The following is a 25,417-nucleotide window of genomic DNA, read 5'->3' as shown; positions in this document are numbered from 1 at the left end:
TGTGGTAGAATTCGCCGCCTTGAGATCAGGGGAGAAACAGATGCGTATCGCGTTGGGTATCGAATATGACGGCAGCGGCTATTATGGTTGGCAGCGCCAGGCCGAAGTGGATTCAGTTCAGGGGCAGTTGGAGCGGGCCTTATCCCTGGTTGCCAATGAGCCGATAGCACTGCAATGCGCCGGTCGCACCGATGCCGGGGTACACGCCACCGGGCAAGTGGTGCATTTTGATACTTCTGCCGTGCGTAAAGAAGGCGCCTGGACCCTGGGCGTCAATGCCAATCTGCCGGACAATATCGCGGTGCGCTGGGCCAAAGAGGTAGACGACAGTTTTCATGCCCGCTTTTCGGCAACCGCTCGCCGCTACCGCTATATCATCTACAACCACAATTTCCGTCCCGGCATTTTGCGTGGTGGCGTCAGCCATTATCACGGCGACCTAGACGAGCAGAAGATGCATCAGGCGGCCCAGTATCTGCTGGGCGAGCGCGACTTCACCAGTTTCAGGGCGATCCAATGCCAGTCGCGCACCCCGTTTCGCAATGTGCACAGGGTCAGTGTGACCCGCCAGGGCATGTATGTGATAGTGGATATCGAAGCCAATGCCTTTTTGCATCACATGGTGCGCAATATTGTCGGCTCGCTGCTGGAAGTGGGGCTTGGCAATCAGCCGCTGGATTGGCTGGGACAGTTGCTGGAGCTCAAAGACAGAACCAAGGCTGCCCCAACGGCCAAACCCAATGGCCTCTATCTGGTGCATGTCAGCTATCCTGAGCAATATCAACTGCCCAAGTTGGCCATGGGCCCACTGTTTATGCCAGACTGAAACCGTTAGCATGCTGTTGCCGCTACGCTTTTGCTTGCGGCAACATCAAGATTTAAGGGAAGAATCAAATGTTGCAATCATCCGCTCATCCGCATCAGCTACCGGGAGCCAACGCTCCTTTGTCTGTTTGGCTGGACTACCTGCTGGCCATTCATCCGACCGAAATCGATATGGGGCTCGAGCGGGTCACCCAAGTTGCGGCTAGGCTCGGGGTGCTGTCACTGGGCAGCACCAAGGTGATCACAGTTGCCGGTACCAATGGCAAGGGCAGCACCTGCCGTATGCTGGAGCAGATCATGCGCGCGGCGGGTTATCGGGTCGGGGTTTACAGCTCGCCCCATATCATCAATTACAATGAGCGGGTGCGAATAGACGACGTCGATGCACCGGACAGCGACTTTATCTCGGCCTTTGAAACCATAGAGGCGGCCAGGGGCGACACCTCGCTGACCTTCTTTGAATATGCCACCCTGGCCGGATTACTGCTGTTCAAGCAGGCCAAGCTGGATCTGGTTATTCTGGAAGTGGGGCTCGGAGGCAGGCTGGATGCCACCAATATCATAGATGCCGATGTCAGTGTGGTAACCGCCATAGATCTTGATCATCAGGCGTATCTTGGTGACACCCGGGAGTTGGTTGGCCGTGAGAAAGCCGGCATCTTCCGTAAGAACCGCCCGGCGATAGTGGGCGATGCCGAGATGCCTGCCAGCGTAGTTGAGGTTGCCAATGAAAAGGGCGCCTTACTCAAGGCGGTAGGGCAGGCATTTTCCTACAAGCAAACCCGCACAGGCTGGGATTTTTGCGGTGAGCACTGGCAGTTTGCAGACTTACCCAAGCCGCAATTACCTCTGCCCAATGCCGCCACTAGCTTGGCGGCGCTGGAACAACTCTGGCCTGAACTTTCCGAAGCGGCGATTCGCTCAGGGCTCGCCAGCGCCAGGCTCAGCGGCAGAATGGAGCATATCAGTGAGGCGCCGCTGATTATTTTGGATGTGGCGCACAATCCCCACGCGGCCCGCTATCTGGCGCAAAGGCTGGATGAACTGCAGGCCAAGGGGCGAGTCTATGGCGTTTGCGGTATGCTCAAGGATAAGGATATCGAAGGCGTGATGCAGGCGCTGGCGCCTAGCATAGACAGCTGGTTGTTGGTGACGCTGCATAATGAGCGTGGTGCCGATGCCGGCCGTTTGCGAAAAGCCCTGCCGGATGGCTGTGACGCCCGGGAATTTGAACAGATGCCGGATTGCTGGCAATACCTCAAACCCAAACTCGGCGCCGAAGATGTGGTAATTGTCTTTGGCTCCTTTTACACTGTTTCGGGCTTTAAAGCGCTTATCTAATTGACTGGAAGGAAGATATTTTGTCGACTCAGTTTCATAACCGTCTGGTAGGTACCGTAGTTTTGGTCGCCTTGGGGGTGATCTTTTTACCTGACATTCTCGATGGCAAGAAAGAGCGCCAGCAAGAGCAGTTCACTGAAATTCCGCTGCGGCCGGATACCGAATCGCAATTGGCGGAGCCGGGAGAGTTTGAAACCCTGGATGTCGCCGAGACTCTGGACTTGGCACAGGAAACAGACGAGCCTCAGGTTGAAGTCGAACCCGCTCCCGAGGTGAAAGCTACCGAAAACAGTGTTTCCAACACCGCCCAATCCAAGCCACAGGAGGTCAAAAAGACTCCTGAACCCAAGGCCAAACCCAGTGATGCAGCCTGGACTTTACAGCTCGGCGCCTTCAGTAACGCGGCCAATGTCAAAGCCCTGGTAGCCAAATTGCGCAAGGCCGGATTCAGCGCCTATACCTTGCCGGACAAGCCTGTGGACGGAAAGTTGACCCGGGTGTTTGTCGGTCCGGATGTCTCCAGTGATCGCATCAAACAGCAACAGAAGAAGGTTGAAGAGTTGACCAAACTCAAGGGTAAAGTGGTTCGCTATAACCCACAGGAAAGATGACAGTTTGCCCCGAGTCGGCAAGCAATTATTTACGCCCCGGGGGTGAGAATGCTTGCCTTCTCTGGTAGAATCCCGCCGACTTAAATCTTCACCGGATACTTCTACCCATGGTTTGGATAGATTACGCCATCATCATAGTTATCGGATTATCGACCCTTATCAGTCTGATCCGTGGTTTTGCCAAAGAAGCCATGTCGCTGGTGGTTTGGTTCGCCGCCTTTTTCATCGCCAGCCAGTTTTATCAGGACCTTGCCGTTCATATCACTCAAATCAATGATGAGGTGCTGCGAAACGGGGTCGCCATCGCCATCTTGTTTATTGTCACCCTGATAGTGGGGGCCTTGGTGAACTATTTGATAGGCCAGTTGGTCTCCAAGACAGGACTCTCGGGAACGGACAGAATTCTTGGCCTGTGTTTCGGTGCGCTGCGCGGCGCATTGATAGTCAGTGCCATACTCTTTTTTATGGATGCCTTTACCGGCGCGCCCAAAACCGATTGGTGGCAGGGTTCGCAACTGGTGCCCGAATTCGGGGTGGTTATCCAGTGGTTTTTTGACTACCTGGAAAATACCTCAAGCTTTGTACCCAAAATATAAAAAATACAATTATCAGAACATCTTACAATGAGGAAGCTTACCCATGTGTGGTATCGTCGGAATCGTTGGCCGCTCGGCGGTCAATCAGACCATCTATGATGCACTGACAGTGCTTCAACACCGTGGCCAGGATGCTGCAGGCATAGTGACTATCGATCAGAATGCCTTTCGCCTGCGTAAGGCCAATGGTCTGGTCAAGGACGTATTTGAACCCAAGCATATGCAGCGGCTGCAGGGCAACGCCGGCTTAGGCCATGTGCGTTATCCCACGGCTGGCAGCTCCAGTGCCTCTGAAGCCCAACCGTTTTATGTGAACTCTCCTTTCGGGATCTCTCTGGCGCACAACGGCAACCTGACCAATACAGTGCAACTGGCCGAAGGGCTGCGCAACAAGCGCCGCCATGTGAACACCACTTCCGACTCTGAAGTGCTGCTCAACCTGTTGGCCGATGAGCTGGACAAAACCGACAGCCTGACCTTGAGCCCGGATGAAGTGTTCGATGCGGTTTCCCGGGTGCACGCCGACACCCGCGGTGCCTACGCCGTGGTGGCCATGATTATCGGTCAGGGCCTGGTGGCATTTCGCGATCCTTTCGGTATTCGCCCTCTGGTGCTCGGCAAGCACGAGACTGCCTCTGGTACCGAGTATATGGTGGCCTCAGAGAGCGTGGCACTGGATGCCGTTGGTTTCGAAGTGATGCGCGATGTGGCTCCCGGCGAAGCCGTGTATATCACCACGGAAGGTGAGCTGTTTACCCGTCAGTGTGCCGAAGCGCCAAGCTATGCCCCCTGTATCTTCGAATTCGTTTACTTTGCCCGTCCGGACTCCACCATAGACAAGGTGTCAGTCTATGCCAGCCGGGTCAACATGGGCGCCAAGCTGGGTGAGAAGATCCGCAAGGAATGGTATGACCATGATATCGATGTGGTGATCCCTATTCCGGAAACCTCCTGTGATATCGCCCTGGAAATTGCCCGTGGCATGGATCTGCCTTACCGTCAGGGATTCGTGAAGAACCGCTATATCGGCCGTACCTTTATCATGCCGGGGCAGCAGGAGCGCAAGAAGTCGGTCAGACGCAAGCTCAATGCCATCAACGCCGAGTTCAAGGACAAGAATGTGCTGCTGGTGGACGACTCCATAGTGCGTGGTACCACTTCAGAGCAGATCATCGAGATGGCTCGTGAAGCCGGCGCCAAGAAGGTGTATTTCGCCTCGGCCGCGCCCGAGATCCGCTTCCCCAACGTCTACGGCATAGACATGCCAACCTCCAATGAGCTGATTGCCCATGGCCGTGATGCCGATGAAATCGCCCGTCTCATTGGCGCAGATGGCATCATCTTCCAGGACCTGAGCGATCTGGTGGAAGCGGTGCGAATGGAAAATCCGGATATCAAGCGTTTCGAAACCTCAGTGTTTGACGGCCACTACATCACCAAGGATGTGGATCAGGCCTATCTGGATCATCTTACCCAGCTGCGTAACGACGATGCCAAGGCCAACCGCAACAAGGATATAGGTACCAACCTGGAGCTGCATAACGTCTGCCATCCTTGATAAGTCCTCTCTGATAAAGCCAACCCTTGAGGTTGGCTTTTTTCTGTGCCAGTCAGTATGCTGAGCCTCGACTGTTGATGGTGCAGGGAGAGAAGCACAATGGATAAGTACCGGGAAACCGTGGCCACCTTTGACAAAATGGCGCTTCCCTATCGGGATAAGTTTGCCGGCAACGATTGTTATGACTCGGCCCATAACCGATTTGCCTCCTTGCTGAAGCAGTATCAGGCCAGTGCCGGACGGCGCCTGCGGTTACTGGATATCGGTTGTGGCCCAGGGCATGTCAGCGGCATGTTGGCAAAAAGGGTGCCTGAGCTCGAGATAGTGGGTATAGATGCGGCGCCGGCTATGGTGGCACTTGCCAGTGAATTGTTACCCGAGGGACGTTTTTATCGGCTGGATAGCCGCGAGCTTGGTTGTCTTTCGTCGCTGCTTGAAGCTGATGCCGTGCAGGCTATCGCAACCTTAGATGTGCCTGAAAGTGCAGCTACGCCCCTAAGCCTTGGGGTTTCTGATGGCTCTAATACCCTTGATGACTTTAATGCCCTTAATGGCTTAGACACGCTAGAGGGTTTTGATGCAATAGTTCTGCTCTTCGTCACGCCTTATCTTGAACGTCAGGATGTGATTGCCTTACTGCAAGACTGCCGTGCGCTACTGAATGACGGCGGGCTCCTGTATCTGGCCTCCATGGAGGATGACTATCAAGAGTCCGGCTATCAAAGCTCCAGCGCAGGAGACAGGGTATTTATCCACTATTATCCCGAAGTGTTTTTCGTCAGTGAGTTGGCCGCGGCCGGGTTTGAGCTCATCGACAGCCTGCGTAAACCCTATCTGGAGCAGGGCGAGGTCAAGGCCACAGATCTGTTTCTCTACGCCAAAGCCGTGTAAAAACAAAGGCGCTTCAGAGGCTGATAGCGCCTGAGCTTTTCAGGTAAAACGCTTATTTTGCCCGCTACTTTTTGTTCACTGCTTTTTATCACGACTGTTGGCTCGTGAATTTGTCTCACGATTTTTTCTCGTGGCCTTTTCGCGTAACTTTGTCTCGTGATTTTTTTCTCAGTTAGCGAGCCGTTTTGCGAATAAACTCCAGCAGGCGGTTATTGGCGGGCATGGCATGGTCCTGACAAAGCTCAAGTCCCTGGGCTGCAGCCAGCATCAGGATCCACTCTTGATCGCGAATGCCGCTTTGCGGATCGCGCTGCCTTAACATGGCATCGAACACCCGGTTGGAGTCGCTGCTGTAATCGCCTCGGTAGTTGAAGGGGCCATAGAGGCAGAAACGGCCGCCGCTTTGCAATACTTTGCCTATGCCGGTAAACATCGCCTCCACCATGGGCTGGCTCATGATATGCGCAGTATTGGCGCTATAGATGGCATCCGGCGCCGGCTCAGTTGCCGCCTGCGGCCAGGGTGAACATACCTCCAGAGTGATCACCTCGGCCAGGTTACTCGCCGGGAGTTTGGCATGCCAAGCGCGGATCCCATCCAGATACTGGGGCTGATCGCTGCATTGCCACACCAGATGCGGCAACTGCGGGGCAAAGTAGACAGAGTGCTGACCTGTTCCACTGCCTATCTCCAATACCCTGCGGCAGCCTGAAAATGCCTGTTTGAGTATTTTGAGTATCGGCTCGCGGTTGTTTTCACAGGCTTGGGAGAAGGGCGCGGGTATCGAAGACATAAAAGATTTCCTGCAATCTTGCCGTCGTGACGGCTGAGTGAGTCTGGTGTTTTATCGTACTGACTTTATAACATCGCCAGAGGTTTAAATCATGGCAAGACTAATCTTGCGAAGAACATAAAAAAGCGCCCCTGAGGGCGCTTGGGTCGTTTTCAGTCTCAATCGACAGTCTTATTGGGCAGGCTTGAGATCTATGCGGTAGACGGCAAAGCCCAGCTCATCGGTACTCAGCTTGGTCATAGTCCTTTGCTGGTTGGCCTGGATGAAGTTGGCGGCCTTGTCACTGTCCTGGGTCGCAAAGCGGATATCCAGGGCAACAGCCGTATCTATACTCTTGAAGTCCCAGTTATAGTCGGCCGTGGGGTTGACCATGGCGTCATACTTGTCGGTTTCAGGATTGTACTTGGACTGCTCTGTGATGTAAGCCGCCAGAGCTTCACGGTTGGTGTCCGGCAGTTCCAGTACCACGTGCTCGCTGCCGGTGCCGGCAAACTTTCCGCCAAAGGCGCGGTAGTTGTTGGAGGCGACGATAAATTCCTTGGCCGCCAGGTTTTCACCTGTATAGACAGTGCCTTCGCTGTCGGTGAAGGCCAGATCCACAATTCGTGAGGCATCGGCATTGACCAGAGCACAATCCCGGTCGTATTTGCTCGGCTGTGTCACGTCTATCTTGTAGGACACGCCATCGATAACATCAAAGTTATAGGTGGGGTGGTTATAGTTCACTAGCTCCTGCGGCTCAGTGCTGGCAGGATCTATCTGGTTGAACTGGTTGGCTGAACACTCGAGCCAGTCTTTCAGCTCGGCGCCGTTGACCTTAACCGCTACCATAGTGTTGGGGTAGAGGTAGAGATCGGCGGCGTTCTTGAAGGTCAGCGGCCCCTTATCCACCATTACATACTGATCGGCATCACTGGTGGTGCTGTGGCGACCACCGGCCTTGAACGGCGCGGCTGCAGAGAGCACCGGCAATGACTTGAGCGCTTCCGGCAGTTTGGCCTTGACGTTGGCTATCTGGGCGTCGGAGACAATCTGCACAGTCGGGTCGTCCTGCACCAGCGTCAGGAAGCTGAACATGTCGGCGGCAGCTACCCCGATTGGCTGCTCGACAAAGGCGATGGTGCCCTGGTGTTCCAGCTCAACCGCATCGTGAATGTCCTTATCGGCTTCCACCAGAGGTGTCTTGTTGGCACCGTCATAGATAGGGCGGGCCTCAGTGCGGGCCGAGAGTACAGTCCATTTGCCGTCTTTACGTTGCAGTTTGAAGTCGACCAGGCCCATGTTGTCGCCCCAGCGACCCGGCATCACGGCGGGGACACCGTTAAGCAGGCCTTTTTCCACATCTGTGTTGGGCAAGTCGGCATAGCGGGCATCGGGGAAGATGGAGTGGCTGTGGCCAAACATGATGGCATCAATGCCGTCGACATAGGTGAGAGCATAGGTGGCATTTTCGGCAGCAGGATCGCCTGGGTTTTCGGTGGAGCCAATGCCTGAGTGCGGAATGGCGATAATGATATCGGCGCCTTCAGCCTTCATTTGCGGCACAAATTTCTTGGCGCTCTCCACTATGCTCTCGGCGCGTACCTTGCCGGTGAGGTTCTGCTTGTCCCACAGCATAATTTGCGGAGGCACAAATCCTATATAGCCAATCTTGAGCTTGTGACTGTTGCCGTCAGTGTCCTTAACCTCGGTTTCCTTGATGAGGTAAGGGGTAAACAGGTTGTCACCTTTCTTGAGTCCCTTCCAGCAATCATCGGCATCACAATAGACGTTGGCGTTGACATAGGGGAACTGGGCGCCGGCGAGGGATTTCTCCAGGAAATCCAGGCCGTAGTTGAATTCGTGGTTGCCTATGTTACCCACGGCATAATCGAGCAGGTTCATCGCCTTGTAGGCGGGGTGCACTTCGCCATCGGTGATACCGACCTTGGCCATATAGTCGCCCATGGGGCTGCCCTGCAACAGATCGCCGTTATCGACCAATACTGTGTTGGTGACTTCTTTGCGGGCGGCATGGATCAGGCTGGCGGTACGGGCCAGACCTATAGTAGGGTCTTCCTTGCCGCTGTAATAGTTGTAATCCATGATGTTGGTGTGCAGATCTGTGGTTTCCAAAACCCGCAGATCCACGCTCACCGTTGGCTCATCCTTGTTGTCACTGCCACAGGCACTGAGACCCATTGCGGCGGCAACCGCCAGTGTTACTAATGTTTTAGTTTGCATTGTTTACTACTCTTGGTTTTTATTATCGACCCCGGGAGATTATCCCGTCCATCATCCGGTTAACTCACTGTTAATCATGTGATTAATCTGGTTAACCAAGGCGCAGTATACCCAAAGGCGGCGACACTTATGTGACATCGGCCGTTAAAAACGGGTGACAATTTGTGACAAGTGGCAAATAAATGTCCGCTGACTGTCCCGGTTGTTCAAAACTTGTTCCAGTGACCGCAAGAGGCCCGACTTTGGCGCTGGATTTCTGCTCAGTCATGTCGGCCCCTCGGGGGAGGGCAGAATTTCTTACAGTTAAGTCATTGTCCAAATAGCGGAAGAGTTGTTAAGGTAATGGCGGGAATCAACAGGGCTGTTGCCCCGCCGAGACAGGTGTCCCGGGTATTCAATCATAACTAAGCAATAGCCTGCCGTTAATGGAGTCAAGATGCGTAAGACATTAATCGCCACCGCCATAGGCGCTGCACTGGTGCTGAGTGCCTGTGCCGAACAGCAAACCAATGAAACCGTCAGCAATGCCCCGGCCAAAGAAGCGAGCCAAAGTATGCCAGAGGCAAAAAGTACCGAACAAACAGCAAGCAATGTGCTGCTCAGCCCAAGTCCGCTGCAGTATCATGCCCCGCAGTTCGACAAGATAAAAATCGCAGACTATCTGCCGGCCTTTGAAGCCGGGATCAAGGAACACAACCAGCAAATTGCCGGCATAATCAACAACAGCGAAGCCGCTTCGTTTGATAACACCATAGTGGCGATGGAAAAGACCGGCGCCATTCTCAATCGTACTTCCAGGGTCTTCTTCAATCTGGCCGGGTTGATCTCCAACGATGAGTTTCAGGCCATTCAAGGGGAAATCGTTCCCAAGCTTACCGAACACAGCGACAATATTTTCCTCAATCCCAAGTTGTTTGCCCGGGTTGAAGCTGTCTACAACCACAAAGATAGCCTGAGCGCGCAAGATCAGCGCCTGGTGGACTTCTATTACAATCAGTTCGTCCGTGCCGGCGCCAAATTGAGCGAAGCCGACAAGACCCAAATGCGTGAGCTCAACGGTGAGCTGGCCACATTGTCGACCGAGTTTTCGCAAAACATTCTCAAGTCGTTCAAGGATGATGTGATCCTGGTGACCGATAAGGCGCAGCTCAAAGGCTTGAGTGAGGATGAGATAGGCGCCCTGGCCAACGCCGCCAAGGAAGCGGGTAAAGAGGGTTACCTGATAAGCCTGGTGAATACCACCCGCCAGCCACTGCTGTCGAGCCTGGAAGACAGAGGCCTGAGAGAGAAAATTTGGCAGACTTCGGCCAATCGCGCCATGGCCAGCAATGGTCCTATCGTACTCAAGCAGGCACAGTTGCGCGCCGAAAAGGCCAAACTGCTGGGTTATGAAACCTGGGCTGACTATGTACTGGCCGATCAGATGGCCGGTAATCCGGATGCGGTATTTGCCATTTTGGATGACCTGGCACCCAAGGCCGTTACCAAGGCTAAGGCTGAAGGCAAGGATATCCAGGCGCAAATCAAGGCTTCCGGTGCCGACTTTGAGCTGCAGCCATGGGACTGGGCCTTCTATGCCGAGCAGGTTCGCAAGGCCAAATACGATCTGGATGAGAGCCAGATCAAGCCCTACTTCGAATTCAATACCGTGCTGAATGACGGCATGTTCTACGCCATGCAGAAGTTCTACGGCATCACAATGAAAGAGCGCAAGGATCTGCCGGTATGGCAGGAAGATGTCCGCGCCTGGGAAGTATTCAACGAAGACGGCAGCTCCATCGGGCTCTTTTATCTGGACCCTTACGCCAGAGTAGGCAAGAACGGCGGCGCCTGGATGGATGAGTACGTGACCCAAAGCTTCCTTTTGGATAACAAGCCTGTGGTGTACAACGCGCTCAATATTCCCAAGCCGGCCGAAGGTCAGCCTACGCTGATGACCTTTGATGAAGTGACGACCATGTTCCATGAGTTTGGCCACGGCATTCACGGTTTGTTCTCGCAGGTGAAATACCCAAGCCTTGCTGGTACCGCTACTCCAAGGGACTTTGTTGAGTTCCCATCCCAGGCCAACGAGGATTGGGCCACAGATCCGGACGTTTTGGCTCACTATGCCAAACATTACAAAACCGGCGAGCCAATTCCGCAAGCCTTGCTGGAAAAAGTGCGAGCAGCGGCTACCTTCAACCAGGGCTATGACACGGTAGAGTATCTGGCCGCAGCGCTGCTTGATATGGAGTGGCACTCCCTCAAGGCCGGTGAACAAGTGGCGGACGTTAAATCCTTCGAAGCCAAGGCCCGTGCCAAACATGGCCTGGATTACGCGCCTGTGTTGCCACGTTACCAGTCGACTTATTTCAGCCATGTATTCGGTGGCGGTTACTCGGCCGGATATTATGCTTACCTGTGGACCGAAGTGTTCGCTGCCGACGCCTTTGCCCATACCATGGCTGAAGGTGGCCTCAAACGAGCCAATGGTGACAAGTATCGTCAGGCAATTCTCTCCAAGGGGAACAGTGAGGATCTGATGCAGGACTACATCCAGTTCCGCGGCCAGAAACCCACAGTGGATGCGCTGCTCAAGCGCCGAGGCTTGGTAGACTGAAACCCTTGATAACACCCGCCAAATGGCGGGTGTTTTTTATACCTCAGATAAGATGATAAAAGCTATGGAAGCTATTCGTTATCCCATCAAGGGCAGTTGCCAGTGCGGCGCTGTCAGTTATCGCTTGTTGGCGCCACCGCAGATGGTGGTGGCCTGCCACTGCAAGGAATGCCAGAAGCTGTCCACCAGTGCCTTCAGCATCACGGCGATTGTCAGAGCCGAAGATATAGAATTCATTGGCGAACTGAGCCATTGGCAGCGTGGTTCGGCCAGCGGCAATATCAGCGCCGCCAAGTTTTGTGGTCGCTGCGGCAATCGTATCTATCACTACAACCCGGCTGAGCCGCAGAGTATCAAGCTCAAGCCCAGTAACCTGGAAGATACCCGTATCATTCAGCCGAGTGCCCATGCCTGGGTCAGTGAAAAGCAGGACTGGTTTGTTATCCCGCCCGGAGTCAAGCAATACAACGGTCAGCCTTGAGAAAGCCCAGCCCTGATAAAGAACTAAAAAAGCCGTTCACTGAGTGAACGGCTTTTTGATTGCGCTGCTGGACATTGCTAATCCGGCAAGCGTTTATTCCGCGAGCAGGCCGCGACTGCGCAGCAGTGGCTCAATGGCGGCTTCCTGACCACGGAACGCCTTGTAAAGCGCCATAGGATCTTCACTGCCACCGCGCTCAAGGATGTTACTGCGGAACGCCTTGGCGGTAGCCGGGTCAAAAATACCGTTTTCCTTGAAGGCCTCAAAGGCATCGGCGCCGAGAATATCAGACCAGATATAGGAGTAATAACCGGCCGAATATCCTCCGGAGAAGATGTGGCTGAAGTAGGTGGAGCGATAGCGCGGCGCTATCTCAGGGATCAGCCCCATCTTGCTCAGCGATTGCTGCTCGAAGGCGGCCGCATCCTGAGGTTCGGTGACGCTGCTGCTGTGCCAGTCCAGATCCAGCTTGGTGGCTGCCATGTATTCCACCGTGGCGAAACCCTGGTTGAACTTGCTGGCGGCGCGGATCTTGTCTACCAAACTCTGGGGGATCACCTCACCAGTTTGATAGTGCTTGGCAAAATGCGCCAGCACATCCGGTTGAGTCATCCAGTTTTCCATCACCTGTGACGGGAACTCCACATAGTCGCGGGGCACGGAAGTGCCGGACTGTGAACGATACTCCACCTTGGACAGCAAGGCGTGCAGCGCATGGCCGAATTCATGGAACAGGGTACCTGCTTCATCGAAAGTCAGCAGCGTCGGTTCATCGCCACTGGGGCGAGGGTAATTGAGTACGTTGACTATGATGGGCTGCTCGTTGACGCCATCGACCACCGCCTGGCGGCGATAGGCATTGGACCAGGCGCCTCCGCGTTTGCTGTCACGTACATAGTAATCGCCAAAGAAGATACCGATAACGCTGCCGTCTTTGTCTTTCACCTCGAAGGTGCGTACATCCGGGTGATACTTGGGCAGATCGTCACGCTCGGTGACACTGATGCCATAGAGGCGGTTGGCGGTGTAGAACACGCCCTTGAGGGTGTTTTCCAGCGAGAAGTATGGCTTGGTCTGCTGTTCGTTGAAGCTGTACTTGGCGACACGTATCTTGTCGGCATAGTACCACCAGTCCCAGGCGGCCAGTTTGAAGTCTTTGCCTTCGCTGTCGATAAGCTTTTGCATCTCGGCCTTTTCGGCTTCGGCCTGGGCCAGGGCGGCGGGCCAAATTTTATCCAGCAGGGCGTAGACATTTTCCGGAGTCTTGGCGGTACGCTCTTCCAGCACATAGTGGGCGTGGCTCGGATAGCCCAGAAGCTGGGCTCGTTTGGCTCTAAGAGCCGCCAGCTCTGCCAGCACCTTCTTGTTGTCGTGGGCGTTGTCGTTGTTACCGCGCTCGATATAACCCTTGTAGAGTTTTTCTCTCAGCTCACGATTATCGGCATAGGTCAAAAACGGGGTGACGGAGGGGCGTTGGGTGGTAAATACCCACTTGCCGGGATGGCCGCGCTTGATGGCCGCCTGGGCGGCAACGTCAATCACATCCTGCGGCAGACCGGCCAGATCGGCCTGTTTGTCTATCACAAGTTCAAAGTCGTTGGTTTCTGCCAGCACATTATCGCCGAACTCCAAGCTCAACTTGCCAATCGCTTCATTGAGCTTTCTAAGCTCCGCCTTGCCGGCGTCATCCAGGTTGGCACCGCCGCGGCTGAAGCGTTTGTAGGTGTCTTCGAGCAGTTTCTGCTGCGCCGGGTTCAGTACCAGCTGATCTTTTTGCTGATAGACAGCCTTGACCCGCTGAAACAGGGCGTTGTTCAGGTAAATATCATCGCGGCTGGAAGATAACAGCGGGGATACTTCCTTGGAGATCTTCTGCAGCTCGGCGGAGGTGTCGGCGCTGGTGAGGTTATAAAACACCCCTGACACCTTGGTCAGCAAGGCGCCACTGCGCTCCATGGCTTCTATGGTGTTGGCAAAGTCAGCGGCGGCCGGATTATCTATGATGGCTTGAATCTCTGCCTTGCGCTCGGCAATCCCTTGTTTGAAGGCCGGCAGGTAATGCTCGGACTTGATGCGATCAAAGGCGGGGATTTCAAGGTAAGTATTCCAGGGCTGGAAGAAAGGGTTGTCCCGGGTTTGTTCGGCCTTGGCAGCGGCTGGGTTTGTGCCTGTACCATTCTGGAGAGCAGGCGCTTGGGTTTGGGCAGATGTGTCGCTCTGGGATACAGGCTGGTTGTCGCAGGCGCTCAGTGTCAGCGCCAATCCCAGGGCCAGAGCCACTGGAGAGAGGGTCATTCCCTTCATTGTTATTCCTCTATGCTGGTGTTTATCTCCCGTATGGCGCGGCGGGCCGCGCCGAAGCCGTCCTTAGTAACATGCCGTATTGAAAAAGGCCAATTTTGTCCTGTTTAGTTTGTAACAAAATTTAGCGAATGCAGTATCGAAACTGTATCTGTGGCACACTCTCAGGCCTTTGATAATAAAAGATAACAAAAGCCACCCTGCCATGATGATTAGAACACTTTCCCGTTTATCCCTGTCCCTGTGCTTGTTCGCTCCTTTTGTAAGCGCAGAGAGCGGCCTTACGGCTCAGCCCTCGAGCCAGGTTTCAAGCCAGACTTCAAGCGTAAGTGCTGCCCAAGGTACAGAGTCTGCAACGAGTAAAGTCTCGCCACTGTCGAAAACCTTGGCCCAGTACAGCCTTGACCGCTACGGCAGCGAGATGGAACAGAGCCTCGCCGAGTTGGTGCACTTTAATACCGAGGCTATCCCAGGGTTGACGCCCGACACCAATCCGGAATTCATTGGCTTCAAGCAGGCGCTCAAGGCCCAAGCGGAGCAGTTGGGGCTGGATTATGCCGATCACGGTTATGTGCTCTTGATAGGTCTTGGCGAAGACAGGGGCGGCGGCGCTAACAAGCTTGGCATTATTACCCACGGGGATGTGCAGCCGGCCAATTCAACGCTTTGGCACCAGAGTCCCTATCAACTGGATACTCAATCGCAACCGGGCAAGTTGATAGGCCGCGGCACCGAAGATGACAAGGGGCCGATAGTCACCGCCATGTACGCCATGAAGGCGCTCAAGGACAAGTCGGTAAAACTGAATCGCCGCATTGAGCTCATGGTATATCTGGCCGAGGAGTCGGACTGGGAGCCGCTGAAAGTGTTTCTCAAGGACTATCAGGCGGGGGATATGAATATCACCATAGACGCCGAATATCCTGTAGTCACCGCCGAGAAGGGCTGGAGCCAGATAAAACTCACGATACCTGAACCCAAAGTCAAGGCGCCTAATTTCGATAAACCGCAACTGCAGCATTTCAGCGGTGGCTCCTTTGCCAGTCAGATCCCCCAGCAGGCCTTGGCCCTGATCCGCGGAGCCGACAGCGCCATGGTCAGCCGTTTGCAACGCGCCGCAGAGTCCCAGCAGGGGATGCGCTATGATTTTACCCTGGATTTCGACAGCCTGGAGATCGCCGCCAACGGTAAATCGGCCCATTCCTCAACCCCTGAAGATGGTGTCAATGCCGTGACTCATCTGGCTGCGCTGTTGGAGTCTGAGACATTCGCACCGAGCCAGTCGGCATTAACCCTGGTATTTATCAATGAAATGATAGGCTTGGACCTCTATGCCGAGCGCTTTGGCGAGCTGGGCTATAGCGATGATTTTATGGGGCCTATGTCGCTGGCGCCGACTGTCGTGGAGTGGGGACAGGGGGGTACCAGCATTACGCTTAACCTCAGGCGCCCCATAGGCAAGAGCCCGGAAACCTTGGATAAACAGCTGTCCGCGGCGCTGGCCGGTTGGCAGCAATCCCACGGCGTGACTCTGGTCGATGTCAGCAGCTATTGGGGCGAGCCCAAGGTGATGGATAAGGCGCCGCATCTGCAAACCCTGCTCAATGTGTTTGCCGAGTTTACCGGTATTGCCGACCCTAAACCTGTTGCTATTGGCGGCTCCACCAACAGTAAACTGTTTCCCAATGCCCTCAGTTTTGGTCCGGCCATGCCGGGTGTCGAGTATACAGGCCACAGTGAACACGAGTTTATCACCCGCGAGCAGTTGCAGCTGAACCTTAAGATGTACACCGCTGCCATGGTGGAGTTGGCGGTAAACCCGGGGTCATAAGTCTAGGGAAGGTGCGAATAAGTCCCATGTGTGCTCTGCGTCGGCTTACAGGCCTGGATGCAAGGCGTGGTTCGCAGCAAATAAGAAGCACAACACAACAGGCAGGCCTGTAAGCCACGCCCTTCGGGGCTTTCACAGCAACTGGCTCTCTGCGTTATCCGACTTCGACAGGCCCCGGCATGCCTTCAGTCAGATGCCTTGAACGCCAATTGCTGTGTAAGCCAGAGTGCCACGAGGACTTATTCGCACCTTCCCTAAAGGGATGAAGACTCGGTCTTTTGATGTTGATCTTAAGTCTCATGTGTGGGCTACTGAAAAATGTATTTGAAGTTAAGGCAGGTATGATTTTTGTGAACTCATCACAATTGTGAAAATATTGTTATCGATACGATGCGCATGAGTTACGCTTAAAGGACGATTCCTCTAATTGTCAAGAGAGCATGAATGAAAACGCAATCCATGATGAGCCTTGTTTTTGGTGCTATATGTGCGAGCGCCTTGTTAACCTTCATCTTCACTATGAATGAATCGGCTAAAATTGTTCAGTTAGGTGATGCGGCGAATATTCGATATAAGTCTTATCAGGTGGCTGATGAACTGAGACAAAGTTCAGACGATCTTACACGGCTTGCCCGTACCTATGCTATTACCGGCGAAGAGAAATACGAGAAGATGTATCAGGATATTCTTGATATTCGCAATGGAGAGAAACCTCGGCCGCAGCACTACCACCAAATATATTGGGATTTAGTATTGAATTATGGTGACAAACCCAAAGCGGATGGCGAACGTGCTGCAATTAAAGACACGATGAAGTCTTTGGGCTTTAGTGCAAAGGAGTTCGACTTCCTGGATCAGGCCCAAGCGAATTCTGATGCCTTAGTGGCGTTGGAAGTTAAGGCAATGAATGCGGTTAAAGGCATATTTTTGGATCCGACCAGTGGCAAATATAGTGTTCGGGGAGAACCAGATCTGGCGCTGGCAAGAGAACTGCTTCACAGTCCTGCTTACCATAGGGAAAAAGCCAAAATTATGGCACCAATTGACCAGTTTTTTTCGGCTCTGGATCAGCGTACTGGTGCAGACTTTATCCAGCGAATGGAGGATCTCAGAAGCGCTCTTTTCTGGTCGCAGCTACTGCTGGCTATAGTGATCTTAGTCAGTATTGTTGGTTTCGTGATGGTTAAATATAAAATTGCCAATCCAATTGTACTCGTATACGAACAATTGATGGACATTCAGAAAACGAAAGACCTAAGTAAACGGATTCAGGTTACAGCCAGTGGTGAAATTGCCCAAATAAGGGAGCAGATTAACGCTTTTATAAGTTCATTGGCAACCTCCTTGGCTGTAACAGACAGCGTTTCTAAAGAGGTTGCAAAGTTGTCGGAGGAAGCCAAGTCAGCAGTAAATGAGTCAAGAGCCAGCTCTCAAAAAGTGGCCTCTGAGTTGGATTCAAGTGCTAGTGCTATGGAAGAGATGACGACGACATTGATGCATGTCAGCGAAAATACCCAAGAGGCTGAAGCTAGAGCCGCGGAGAATGAATCCAATGTATCCTTAGGTCAGAGGACTGTACGACAGGCACAGTCTGCAATGAGCGTGTTAGCACAGGAGTTTGCAAAAACAAAAGTAGCTATGCAACATTTGGTCACTGAAAGTGATCAGGTAAGCAATGTCCTGGAAGTTATCAAGGCTATTGCTGAGCAAACCAATTTACTGGCTTTGAATGCAGCAATCGAAGCGGCTCGCGCTGGAGAGCAGGGGCGAGGTTTTGCGGTTGTTGCCGATGAAGTACGTTCGTTGGCACAGCGTACTCAGGACTCTACAAAAGAGATTGACGACATAGTCGCTAGTTTACAACAACGGACAACCGAAGTTGGCGGTTCTGTGACTCAAGCTGCTGAATTGATGAATAAGGCCGATGAAGAGTTTGGCGGGATTATTTCAGTTTTTGAGAACATTCTTGTGAGCACTGAGGCTATTCATAATATCAATACGCAGGTGGCCTCTTCTACAGAGGAGCAGTCTCTGGTATCACGTGATTTAGCAAGCAGCATGACAGTGATTAGAGATAATTCCCGTAATACGGCAGATGTGATAGAAAGACTGCTCAATACTGCAGAATATCTGGAGAATAAGGCGGCAGAGCTCAGAATGCACGCTAAAGAATATAGCTATTAGCTGAATTGGAGATAGTATCGGGTCTTTTCAAAGCGTAAATCTCCTACTCGATAATGGTTACACCAGAGCGTAATTGTAAGTTGATAGTGCCAATGGGAGAGTCATCAGTAAATCATATCTGAATGAGTAAAGCTAAATATCTGGTTTATCAGCGCATTGCGGCACAGTTTCCAATTCACTATCCCAAGCGGCGCGCGTCTGACAAAAAATGTGCGCCTGGGGAGTCAGACCCGGCTCATCGTCCAGGCTGCCTGCGGGTATTTGCAGCAGGTGGCCACCTTCGACCGTTTTGGGCAGCGCCGAGCCGCAAACGGCGCAAAAGTGGCGGCTGTGGCGGGTACCTGGCAGGGTAAACGCAGTAATGGCGTCCTGGCCACTGAGCCAGGTTAACTCGGCGCTGTCTGAAAACAGATTGGCACTGTGGGCCGAACCTGAATCCTTGCGGCAACGACTGCAGTGACACAAAAAGAACTGCTGCAGCTCAGCGCTGATTTCAAAACGAACCTTGCCGCAAAGGCAACTGCCTCGATAGTGCTTCATGTTCCCTCCTTGGTGTTGATAGGTTATTCCCTTTCGAGCCCGTCCCAAAATCTTGGCAGCCCCTCCTGGCTCCCTGGCTCAAGGAATAAGCAAACGAGGTTATTCTAATGGGATGGGCCGGGAAACAGCAAATCCTGTTGGCACCATAACCAGCGCGATTTTGCACCCAAAGAAGCGGCTTTGGCCTTCGGGAAATCTTCTTGTAATCTGTGACTTGCTTGGGTATGGTCGCCATAACTATCAATGAGATACAGTACAAGCTCCTGTGGTATTCAAGGATGTTTCAGGGACGAAAAGGATTGTCGGTTCCGCGGTAGCTATCGCCGATTGAACTCAAGGTTTGGCGCGCTCTCTTGTTTACTCATTACCGGATGTTGATTCTCTAGCACATCAAACTCGTGCGCCTGGGTTATGGTGATGATTTGAGCTTATCGCTTATCCATATTTGCCGGGTTTGCAGCCCTATATCAATGACAATGATTGGCAGATTTGAATGGATTAAGGGTTTTTGACAGTTTTATCAGTTCAGGAATAAAAATGGATAATTATTTTGTGTATTTCGGTGTTGCCATGGCCACCATTCTCTTGCCTGGACCGGCGGTGATGCTGACAGTCAATAACTCGATTCAACGCGGCTTGCTCAAGACCTTTGCCGGTATCTTTGGGGTCGCACTGGCTATTTTGTTTGTTGCCTTGATCTCGGCCACCAGTTTGGGGGTTGTGTTGGCCAGTTCAATACTGGCCTTTACTGTAATTAAGTTTATTGGCGCCGCTTATCTTATCTATCTTGGCCTGAAAATGTTCCGAGCCAAGGGTGGTGGCACCAGCAGCGCTCATTTACAGCAAGGCAGCGCTCGCAAGTGTTTCGCCGAAGGATTTTTAGTCTCCATCTCCAACCCCAAGGCGATCGTGTTTTTTATGTCGATATTCCCGCAGTTTATCGACCTGCAGCGGGAATACGCTCCTCAGTTTGCCTTACTCGCCGCAACCTTTAGTGGCTTGGTGATCCTTATTCACACTCTGTATGCCCTGTTTGCTTCCATTGCCAAGACCAAGCTGGCTTCCGGCAAGGGAAGCTCAGTGCTGAATAAGCTAAGCGGCGGCGTCTTTGTCTGCTTCGGCATTGGCCTCGCCGCATCAAGCCGCTAGTGTCGCAGGGTTTATGGCATGAGCTTTTAAATAGGATGATCTCAAGCGGGTTGTTGGTATCTTCAACAAGCTTGCAGAATAAAAGGGATTTATGAAGAAAATCATAGTGGTATCAATTGCGCTGTTGCTGTCAGGCTGCGCAACTCAAGTCGATAAGTTTTCCTATCTGAAGCAATGGAATGACAGCTGGCAAGCATGTGATCGTCAGGGCAAGACATCGACACTCACATTCCCCGCCAGCCCTTGGTTCAACGCTCTGGCACGTGAAGACAAGATAGCAGTGTTGATTTACCTGAATGAGTTAAAAGACTATCAGTGTACTGAGGATGAAGCACTGAGACTCAAAGCGGTACTCGCCGATGCCGATATCACCACACTCAACGACTTGCTCAAAGGTTTTATCTATTTTGAGGCGCCGGACAAAGAGGCGATACAACACCTGGATCAGAGTCAGGTTGAGGCGCTGGCAAAGGCTATCGACGGGCCTTTTAACCCGCTGAAAGTGGCTGAAGATTTAGGCATGCTACAGCCCTGAGTGTTCAGGCATCACAGGCGTGGCATTTAGATATAAGAGGCAAAACCACCAAGAGCCAAGCTACAACAGGGAGGTTTTATGGCGCTTATTTATGAGGTTCAGGTTCGGGGAGCGGCCAAGGTGCTGGTACATGAAGTCAGCTCCCGCGCGGCCGCCGATCTATTGGTTTATCGAGTCGACAGCCGCGGCGCTACACACAATCAGGATAGTCTCTGGTGTCAGGTGGCGAGCCGCTCAATGGCTACGTCACTCATTCATTGGGTCAGCCATCGTGGCGCGGCCGATCTGCTGGTGTATTTTGTCAGCAGCCGCGGAGCCAGTGGTTGGCAAACTCAGCACCCGCTCAAAGGCCGTTTGTAACCCGGCTGCTTTTAAATCCAGGTAAAGAGGACGCCGGAAAGGTGAAAGGATGGATATTGGAAAACAGCTTTGGCTGCTCTGTGCGTTTTCATGAACCCGAGCTGGACACCAGTGGCTGGCTTAAACACTATTGCGTGACCATCTCGGGAGAAGGCATGCAGGCAAGTGTGAGGGTGGATAATCTTCCCTACGGACGGAACCCGGCGGATTTCTTTGAGGAGCTTGCCCGGCAGTGGCAGGGTTGGCAAGGCGAGCAAAGCTGGGCTGCCATAGAAGGTGAGTACAGTCTTGTGGCAACGACAGATGCCTGTGGCCATCTGCTATTGACCGTCAGCCTTTTAGCCAAAGGTGGTTTTCCTGCCTGGAGCGCCGAGGTGAGCCTGGCGATAGAAGCCGGGCAGTTGCAGGCATTGGCTATGAACGGCAAAGATTTCTTTTATCCCGCGCCGGCCGGCCTTTGAATGCCCTTTAAAGACGTTTTACTGACAAGGATTTCCATGAGATTCGTATTTTTGCTTTGTGCCTTGCTGTCGTTGACTGTATTGGCCGAAGAGCAGCGTTTTACACTTGCGGCCGGGCTTATCGATGAAGCTGTGACAGTTCAGGTTGCTTTGCCCGAGAGTTATCGACATTCAGACAGTTTTCATTACCCCTTGCTGTTGGTACTTGATGGTTCGACTCAGTTTCATCATGTGGCATCCAGCGTCGGCTTTCTGAGCACATACGCCATAGTACCGGAAATGATAGTGGTGGGCATAAGCACCCGCGACAGACTCAAGTACTTTACTCCCACAGAGCCGGAAGATTTCGCCGCAAGGGCGGGAAAGGCCGATGTTTATAACCGTTTTATCGCAGAGGAACTGCTGCCTACATTGAGTGAACGTTACCGTCTGGCGCCTTACCGGATGATATTTGGCCACTCTTTGGCCGGGCTTTACAGCAGTTATCAGGTGCTCGGTCCGGCATCGTCCTTCAATGCCGCGATAGCCATTAGTCCCAGCCTCTGGTGGGACGATGGTGCCTTGATTACAGATTACGACAAATACCAGACTCGCGAGCGCAAAGCGCCCATGCGCTGGTTTCTCAGTATGGCGAGTGAGCCAGGCGAGATGGCGCAGGCCTTTGATGCCATGCTGCAAAAACTGGAAACCAAGAAGCCGTCAAAGCTACAGGTTTTCAATGCCCGTTTTGCCCGAGAAACCCACGACAGCACTCCCTTGATTGGCAATGTCGAGGGGCTTAAAGCCATCTTCAGTGGCTGGAACGCGGTACCACAAGTCGATGTGATGTCGCTGCAACAGCTGCTGGCGTTCTACAGGGAAAAAACTGCCGAGTATGGCTATACCTTTCCGTTGTCGGCACATCAATTCAATGTATACGGCCTAAAGGCCGCCTATGAGGGCCAAACTGCCTGGGGCGTTGCCATATTGGAGCAAGGAGTAGAGAAATTCGCTCGCTCGGAAATCCTTTGGGACAGCCTGGCAACGGCCTATACGCTTAACCAACAGCTCGATAAGGCTATGGCGGCGTCTATCAAGGCGCTGCAATTGGCCAGGCTGCATGGTTCGGTTTTTCTCGAAGAGATTATGGCTCAGAACCGGGCGCTTGAGCAAAAACTGAGTCAGCCCTAACTCAGGTCTTTTACCTACCAAGCCCGGGATTTCCCGGAGAAAATTTACACCTGTTATGAGAGGAATGCCGTGTTTCGTGGATTAAATGAGATAAAACAACATATTGAAGAAGGCAATCTGGACTATTTGCGCCAGCACATGCCGAAAGCCTGGTCCCAATATATGTTCAAGATAGAGAAAGACCCGGCCTGGCTTGAGATCATCTCTTATCTCAGAGCGAACGCCGTTATCAAGGACTATCAAATCTATTACCTTATGTATTGCCGTGTGGCGTATTATTCCGAGCCGAAGCAGTTTACGCCGCTATTTGACATCATCAAAGTCAACGGCCCGGATGGCAGCTTGGTCGAAGACGACCCTGAACATCTTTACCGGCTGTGTCACGATGTTTATCTCGGTTTTATTAGCGCGTTTATTTCAGTGGGTGGCCGCCTGGACCATAACCGGTTGTTGGAATTGGTCTTTGCAGGAGAGTCTGACGCTTACGCCATTTTTAATTTTCTACTGCCCAGATACGCCTTCTCCCATAAGGCACTGGCTACGGCGGCGGCCTGTTTGTTTTACAATGAATACCATTTGAATGGAGCCGGTGAACAGGCTTTGGCTGCCTTGCTAAGTCGGGGCATAGCGTTGGATTACTGCTTTGATGATGACAGTGAATTCGGCGAATATGCTTGCTTGGCGGCATTGATCTTCGGTCACAACCCAAAAAGGTTTAACCAGCTGTATGCCGATGGTGTCGAGCAGGCGCTTGTCGACAGTTTCGATTGGTCGCTCTTGCTTACCGAGCATGAACTGACTCTTGAGCATATTGAAGCCCTTAAGCTGTTGTCCCGCAGCGCTGCGTTACCCATAGATGAGATTGGCGAGTGCCTGTTAGAAAGAGAAGATGAAGCACTGCTGGCTGCTTTTGACTCCCTGCGCTGATGTCTTGGGCTGAAGAACTTTATCAATCACGGCGCGAATGGCCGTTGAGGCTGTGAGCGGGAAACTCTGGGTGTTGCAAGAAACTGCCGACTTTCAAGGAGCGAAAAAGTATGAATCTACTGCTGCTCAGTAATCACCAAAGCGCAACCGGCCATAAGGCGCTAGCGTTTGTTATTGAGGCTTTGGGGCTTAAAGGACAAGCGGGTGGTTACATAGGTTCAGAGCCTGACCCCGAGGGGGATTTCTACCGGGCAACACAGGCGTTTTATCAAGGCCTTGGCATAGGTCTCAACACCTACCTGGATTTTGAGCAGGGTTTTAACGACACTGTGATGCAGACGTTACTGGATAAGCCTTTAGTGCATCTCTCGGGCGGGGAGACTTACCGTTTTTTGCGCGGCTTGCATAGTCGCAATCAACAGCAGAAACTCAAGAGCTATGCTGCATCCGGACATCTCTTGGTTGGTGTCAGTGCCGGCGCCATGCTGCTGACCGCCAACATAGAAACCGCGGCGCTTTGTGGTGACAGCAATACAGTGGGCCTTGAAAACCTGAAGGCGCTGTGCTTGGCCGACCTTTTATTTGTGCCCCATGTGGTTCATTCGCAGAGCCGAGACCAATCCCATGGCCTCAGCCAAAAACAGCGTGCAAAGCAATTGGCTAAGCGGCATGGTTTGCCCGTTTATCTCTGCTCGGATGAAGACGCTTTGGCCATTATTGATGGCTATCTTCACTGTTTTGGCGCGCCGGAGCTCATCCTGCCAGAGGCTATCGCCTGAGTTTTGCAGTGCAGCAGTGCCCGTTCATCGGGATGACAAACCTCATCTATTGAGGTAGTTTGAACATTATTGATGGCTTATGCCAACAAGGCCTTAAGGAAGCAAGGCATTACCCAAGAGGAAGCAAGGATGGCAGCAGAACTGATCAAATCGTCAATGACTACAGTGCAGAATGGAGTGGCCAAAGCCGATGGCAAAATCTCCTTGACCGGCAATGAACTTAAGTTTGTGCCTTTCAATCAGCAACTGGGGCTGGGGCCCTACACACTCAAGCGTGATGATATCTGCGCGGTAGAAAAGTGTCTGGCTACTGGCGGCGGTATTTTCCCTATATCGGCAGATGCGCTGCGGGTCATTCTCAATGATGGCAAACGCTATGAGTTTATTCTGGCAGATACCTCAGAGTGGCTTACGCTGCTGTAATTTTATGCCTCTTTCGGTAAAAGCGGCATAGTCGGGAGCTGGGTATGAAAGTATTGGCAATGTCTCAAGCGCAATGGTACCTGTTGGAGCATGAAGGACAACTATATCTGGATGTGCTTTGCCGACATAACAACCGCTTTATGATCCAGCTCAATGGGCAAGAAATGGCGGAATATCGCCGTTCCGGCAATCTATTTCTCGAGCGACTGGCCCGTGATATTCAATATGCGGTACCTATCCTCAAGGGGGCTCGTTCCAGTTTCCAGGGGCGGGATCAGCGTCGTCAATTGGGGGAATTGGCCACCACAGCCGAATGTGAGTGGCTGGCGGCCAAAGAAGCTGAGCAGTGACCAGCTGAGAAACAGCCTCAAAAAAGAATTTTATAAGGAAAACCGTGCAAGCAGTATTTAAGCAAACCGAGGGCGATTACCTCGAAGCCGTTATTGAAGTGGCGGGGCAGTCGCTTACTGTGATGGATGAATTCGGTGGTGACAGCCTGACTTATGGTGAGCTCATTGATATTGAGCTGAGCATCGGTATCGCCTGTGAACAGGAGGATCAAAACACCATGTTGGCCGGCAACCCGGAGGGATTAAGGCAGCTGCAGCATATTCAGGGATGGAGCTACCGCGCATTTGGCACCATAACCGATATTACCCAAGGTGCTGTCATAGATGTCGGCCTGTGTCGGCTGGAGGCACCTTTCGATAGCAATATTAGCGGCGAAAGCATCGCCTTCACCATTTTACGGCTCGATGCTAGGGTTGTACCACAATAAGCTCAGACTGATACCTTAAAGCTTGTCGCCGAGAGTTTTGCGATCGAATAGATATTGC

The 25,417-nt window shown here is 52.7% G+C and carries 24 protein-coding genes; 20 read left to right on the top strand and 4 right to left on the bottom strand.

Features of this window, described 5'->3' with window-relative positions; translation table 11 throughout:
* Positions 1 to 40: 40 nt before the first annotated feature.
* From truA to ACF8D4_RS04170, 6 genes are all read left to right on the top strand, one after another.
* Positions 41 to 826, top strand: coding sequence for a tRNA pseudouridine(38-40) synthase TruA (gene truA, locus ACF8D4_RS04195; protein ID WP_144191580.1), 786 nt, complete (start codon positions 41 to 43; stop codon positions 824 to 826).
* A gap of 68 nt (positions 827 to 894) precedes the next feature.
* Entirely contained in the window at positions 895 to 2,166 is a 1,272-nt protein-coding gene (folC, locus tag ACF8D4_RS04190) for a bifunctional tetrahydrofolate synthase/dihydrofolate synthase (protein ID WP_144191581.1), read from the top strand.
* 20 nt (positions 2,167 to 2,186) lie between these two features.
* On the top strand, positions 2,187 to 2,777 hold the full coding sequence (locus ACF8D4_RS04185; RefSeq protein ID WP_044734295.1) for an SPOR domain-containing protein: 591 nt from the start codon (positions 2,187 to 2,189) through the stop codon (positions 2,775 to 2,777).
* A gap of 107 nt (positions 2,778 to 2,884) precedes the next feature.
* Positions 2,885 to 3,373 carry a CvpA family protein gene (locus ACF8D4_RS04180; RefSeq protein ID WP_025889046.1) on the top strand — a complete coding sequence of 163 codons (489 nt, stop codon included), beginning with the start codon at positions 2,885 to 2,887 and terminating at the stop codon, positions 3,371 to 3,373.
* Positions 3,374 to 3,416: 43 nt separating this feature from the next.
* On the top strand, positions 3,417 to 4,931 hold the full coding sequence (purF, locus tag ACF8D4_RS04175; protein WP_025889048.1) for an amidophosphoribosyltransferase: 1,515 nt from the start codon (positions 3,417 to 3,419) through the stop codon (positions 4,929 to 4,931).
* A 99-nt stretch (positions 4,932 to 5,030) separates the two neighbouring features.
* A complete protein-coding gene (locus ACF8D4_RS04170; protein ID WP_107004659.1) occupies positions 5,031 to 5,822 on the top strand; it encodes a trans-aconitate 2-methyltransferase in 792 nt (263 codons plus the stop codon).
* 172 nt (positions 5,823 to 5,994) lie between these two features.
* Here ACF8D4_RS04170 and ACF8D4_RS04165 read toward each other — a convergent pair whose 3' ends face one another.
* Together ACF8D4_RS04165 and ACF8D4_RS04160 are read right to left on the bottom strand one after the other, a co-directional pair.
* Positions 5,995 to 6,615, bottom strand: coding sequence for a DUF938 domain-containing protein (locus tag ACF8D4_RS04165; RefSeq protein ID WP_045283381.1), 621 nt, complete (start codon positions 6,613 to 6,615; stop codon positions 5,995 to 5,997).
* Between the two features lie 171 nt (positions 6,616 to 6,786).
* Positions 6,787 to 8,838 (bottom strand): bifunctional 2',3'-cyclic-nucleotide 2'-phosphodiesterase/3'-nucleotidase, encoded by a 2,052-nt coding sequence (locus ACF8D4_RS04160; protein WP_107004661.1) that lies wholly within the window; start codon positions 8,836 to 8,838, stop codon positions 6,787 to 6,789.
* A 436-nt stretch (positions 8,839 to 9,274) separates the two neighbouring features.
* On the opposite strand from ACF8D4_RS04160, the gene ACF8D4_RS04155 reads away from it, so the two are divergent.
* Together ACF8D4_RS04155 and ACF8D4_RS04150 are read left to right on the top strand one after the other, a co-directional pair.
* Complete coding sequence (locus tag ACF8D4_RS04155) at positions 9,275 to 11,440, top strand: M3 family metallopeptidase (RefSeq protein WP_025889053.1); 2,166 nt, start codon at positions 9,275 to 9,277, stop codon at positions 11,438 to 11,440.
* A 64-nt stretch (positions 11,441 to 11,504) separates the two neighbouring features.
* A complete protein-coding gene (locus ACF8D4_RS04150) occupies positions 11,505 to 11,921 on the top strand; it encodes a GFA family protein (RefSeq protein WP_186298176.1) in 417 nt (138 codons plus the stop codon).
* 93 nt (positions 11,922 to 12,014) lie between these two features.
* On the opposite strand, the gene ACF8D4_RS04145 is transcribed toward ACF8D4_RS04150, so the two are convergent.
* Positions 12,015 to 14,225, bottom strand: a complete 2,211-nt coding sequence (locus tag ACF8D4_RS04145) for a M3 family metallopeptidase (protein WP_144191582.1) — start codon at positions 14,223 to 14,225, stop codon at positions 12,015 to 12,017.
* A gap of 202 nt (positions 14,226 to 14,427) precedes the next feature.
* Here ACF8D4_RS04145 and ACF8D4_RS04140 point away from each other — a divergent pair, with 202 nt between their 5' ends.
* Positions 14,428 to 16,053: a dipeptidase gene (locus ACF8D4_RS04140; protein WP_391564066.1), complete on the top strand. Its 1,626-nt coding sequence runs from the start codon at positions 14,428 to 14,430 to the stop codon at positions 16,051 to 16,053.
* Between the two features lie 444 nt (positions 16,054 to 16,497).
* Positions 16,498 to 18,237 (top strand): methyl-accepting chemotaxis protein, encoded by a 1,740-nt coding sequence (locus ACF8D4_RS04135; protein ID WP_096141235.1) that lies wholly within the window; start codon positions 16,498 to 16,500, stop codon positions 18,235 to 18,237.
* Positions 18,238 to 18,369: 132 nt separating this feature from the next.
* On the opposite strand, the gene ACF8D4_RS04130 is transcribed toward ACF8D4_RS04135, so the two are convergent.
* Complete coding sequence (locus tag ACF8D4_RS04130; RefSeq protein ID WP_107004663.1) at positions 18,370 to 18,777, bottom strand: GFA family protein; 408 nt, start codon at positions 18,775 to 18,777, stop codon at positions 18,370 to 18,372.
* 537 nt (positions 18,778 to 19,314) lie between these two features.
* Between ACF8D4_RS04130 and ACF8D4_RS04125 the strand changes: the two genes are divergently transcribed.
* The 10 genes from ACF8D4_RS04125 to ACF8D4_RS04080 all read left to right on the top strand — a co-directional run bounded on the left by ACF8D4_RS04125 (position 19,315) and on the right by ACF8D4_RS04080 (position 25,359).
* The gene (locus ACF8D4_RS04125) at positions 19,315 to 19,926 is read left to right on the top strand and encodes a LysE family translocator (protein ID WP_028781056.1); all 612 of its coding nucleotides are present in this window, start codon (positions 19,315 to 19,317) and stop codon (positions 19,924 to 19,926) included.
* 91 nt (positions 19,927 to 20,017) lie between these two features.
* Positions 20,018 to 20,461 (top strand): hypothetical protein, encoded by a 444-nt coding sequence (locus ACF8D4_RS04120; RefSeq protein ID WP_025010473.1) that lies wholly within the window; start codon positions 20,018 to 20,020, stop codon positions 20,459 to 20,461.
* A 78-nt stretch (positions 20,462 to 20,539) separates the two neighbouring features.
* Entirely contained in the window at positions 20,540 to 20,821 is a 282-nt protein-coding gene (locus ACF8D4_RS04115; RefSeq protein WP_025010474.1) for a DUF6150 family protein, read from the top strand.
* A gap of 41 nt (positions 20,822 to 20,862) precedes the next feature.
* Complete coding sequence (locus tag ACF8D4_RS04110) at positions 20,863 to 21,282, top strand: DUF6228 family protein (protein WP_141250883.1); 420 nt, start codon at positions 20,863 to 20,865, stop codon at positions 21,280 to 21,282.
* Between the two features lie 36 nt (positions 21,283 to 21,318).
* Complete coding sequence (locus ACF8D4_RS04105) at positions 21,319 to 22,452, top strand: alpha/beta hydrolase (RefSeq protein WP_071238399.1); 1,134 nt, start codon at positions 21,319 to 21,321, stop codon at positions 22,450 to 22,452.
* A 69-nt stretch (positions 22,453 to 22,521) separates the two neighbouring features.
* A complete protein-coding gene (locus ACF8D4_RS04100) occupies positions 22,522 to 23,379 on the top strand; it encodes a hypothetical protein (RefSeq protein WP_107004664.1) in 858 nt (285 codons plus the stop codon).
* A 110-nt stretch (positions 23,380 to 23,489) separates the two neighbouring features.
* On the top strand, positions 23,490 to 24,158 hold the full coding sequence (locus tag ACF8D4_RS04095; RefSeq protein WP_144191583.1) for a Type 1 glutamine amidotransferase-like domain-containing protein: 669 nt from the start codon (positions 23,490 to 23,492) through the stop codon (positions 24,156 to 24,158).
* A 129-nt stretch (positions 24,159 to 24,287) separates the two neighbouring features.
* Entirely contained in the window at positions 24,288 to 24,581 is a 294-nt protein-coding gene (locus ACF8D4_RS04090; protein ID WP_025889069.1) for a hypothetical protein, read from the top strand.
* Positions 24,582 to 24,625: 44 nt separating this feature from the next.
* Entirely contained in the window at positions 24,626 to 24,931 is a 306-nt protein-coding gene (locus ACF8D4_RS04085; RefSeq protein ID WP_045283390.1) for a hypothetical protein, read from the top strand.
* Positions 24,932 to 24,975: 44 nt separating this feature from the next.
* Entirely contained in the window at positions 24,976 to 25,359 is a 384-nt protein-coding gene (locus ACF8D4_RS04080; RefSeq protein WP_144191584.1) for a hypothetical protein, read from the top strand.
* Positions 25,360 to 25,417: the final 58 nt, after the last annotated feature.

The organism is Shewanella sp. YQ_9 (genome assembly GCF_043103185.1).
In the GTDB taxonomy this organism is placed as follows: Bacteria; Pseudomonadota; Gammaproteobacteria; order Enterobacterales; family Shewanellaceae; genus Shewanella; species Shewanella algae.
The sequence above is the reverse complement of the archived record's forward strand: the minus strand, read 5'-3'. Positions and strand labels throughout refer to the sequence as shown.

What these genes read in the sequence shown, in the direction of transcription:
- purF (WP_025889048.1), top strand. Translation starts at nt 3,417, where the DNA reads ATGTGTGGTATCGTCGGAATCGTTGGCCGCTCGGCGGTCAATCAGACC.
- ACF8D4_RS04155 (WP_025889053.1), top strand. Translation starts at nt 9,275, where the DNA reads ATGCGTAAGACATTAATCGCCACCGCCATAGGCGCTGCACTGGTGCTG.
- ACF8D4_RS04085 (WP_045283390.1), top strand. Translation starts at nt 24,626, where the DNA reads ATGAAAGTATTGGCAATGTCTCAAGCGCAATGGTACCTGTTGGAGCAT.
- ACF8D4_RS04120 (WP_025010473.1), top strand. Translation starts at nt 20,018, where the DNA reads ATGAAGAAAATCATAGTGGTATCAATTGCGCTGTTGCTGTCAGGCTGC.
- ACF8D4_RS04130 (WP_107004663.1), bottom strand. Translation starts at nt 18,777, where the DNA reads ATGAAGCACTATCGAGGCAGTTGCCTTTGCGGCAAGGTTCGTTTTGAA.
- ACF8D4_RS04140 (WP_391564066.1), top strand. Translation starts at nt 14,428, where the DNA reads ATGATGATTAGAACACTTTCCCGTTTATCCCTGTCCCTGTGCTTGTTC.
- ACF8D4_RS04160 (WP_107004661.1), bottom strand. Translation starts at nt 8,838, where the DNA reads ATGCAAACTAAAACATTAGTAACACTGGCGGTTGCCGCCGCAATGGGT.
- ACF8D4_RS04105 (WP_071238399.1), top strand. Translation starts at nt 21,319, where the DNA reads ATGAGATTCGTATTTTTGCTTTGTGCCTTGCTGTCGTTGACTGTATTG.
- ACF8D4_RS04115 (WP_025010474.1), top strand. Translation starts at nt 20,540, where the DNA reads ATGGCGCTTATTTATGAGGTTCAGGTTCGGGGAGCGGCCAAGGTGCTG.
- ACF8D4_RS04090 (WP_025889069.1), top strand. Translation starts at nt 24,288, where the DNA reads ATGGCAGCAGAACTGATCAAATCGTCAATGACTACAGTGCAGAATGGA.
- ACF8D4_RS04165 (WP_045283381.1), bottom strand. Translation starts at nt 6,615, where the DNA reads ATGTCTTCGATACCCGCGCCCTTCTCCCAAGCCTGTGAAAACAACCGC.
- ACF8D4_RS04095 (WP_144191583.1), top strand. Translation starts at nt 23,490, where the DNA reads ATGAATCTACTGCTGCTCAGTAATCACCAAAGCGCAACCGGCCATAAG.
- ACF8D4_RS04170 (WP_107004659.1), top strand. Translation starts at nt 5,031, where the DNA reads ATGGATAAGTACCGGGAAACCGTGGCCACCTTTGACAAAATGGCGCTT.
- truA (WP_144191580.1), top strand. Translation starts at nt 41, where the DNA reads ATGCGTATCGCGTTGGGTATCGAATATGACGGCAGCGGCTATTATGGT.
- ACF8D4_RS04180 (WP_025889046.1), top strand. Translation starts at nt 2,885, where the DNA reads ATGGTTTGGATAGATTACGCCATCATCATAGTTATCGGATTATCGACC.
- ACF8D4_RS04145 (WP_144191582.1), bottom strand. Translation starts at nt 14,225, where the DNA reads ATGAAGGGAATGACCCTCTCTCCAGTGGCTCTGGCCCTGGGATTGGCG.
- ACF8D4_RS04135 (WP_096141235.1), top strand. Translation starts at nt 16,498, where the DNA reads ATGAAAACGCAATCCATGATGAGCCTTGTTTTTGGTGCTATATGTGCG.
- folC (WP_144191581.1), top strand. Translation starts at nt 895, where the DNA reads ATGTTGCAATCATCCGCTCATCCGCATCAGCTACCGGGAGCCAACGCT.
- ACF8D4_RS04150 (WP_186298176.1), top strand. Translation starts at nt 11,505, where the DNA reads ATGGAAGCTATTCGTTATCCCATCAAGGGCAGTTGCCAGTGCGGCGCT.
- ACF8D4_RS04125 (WP_028781056.1), top strand. Translation starts at nt 19,315, where the DNA reads ATGGATAATTATTTTGTGTATTTCGGTGTTGCCATGGCCACCATTCTC.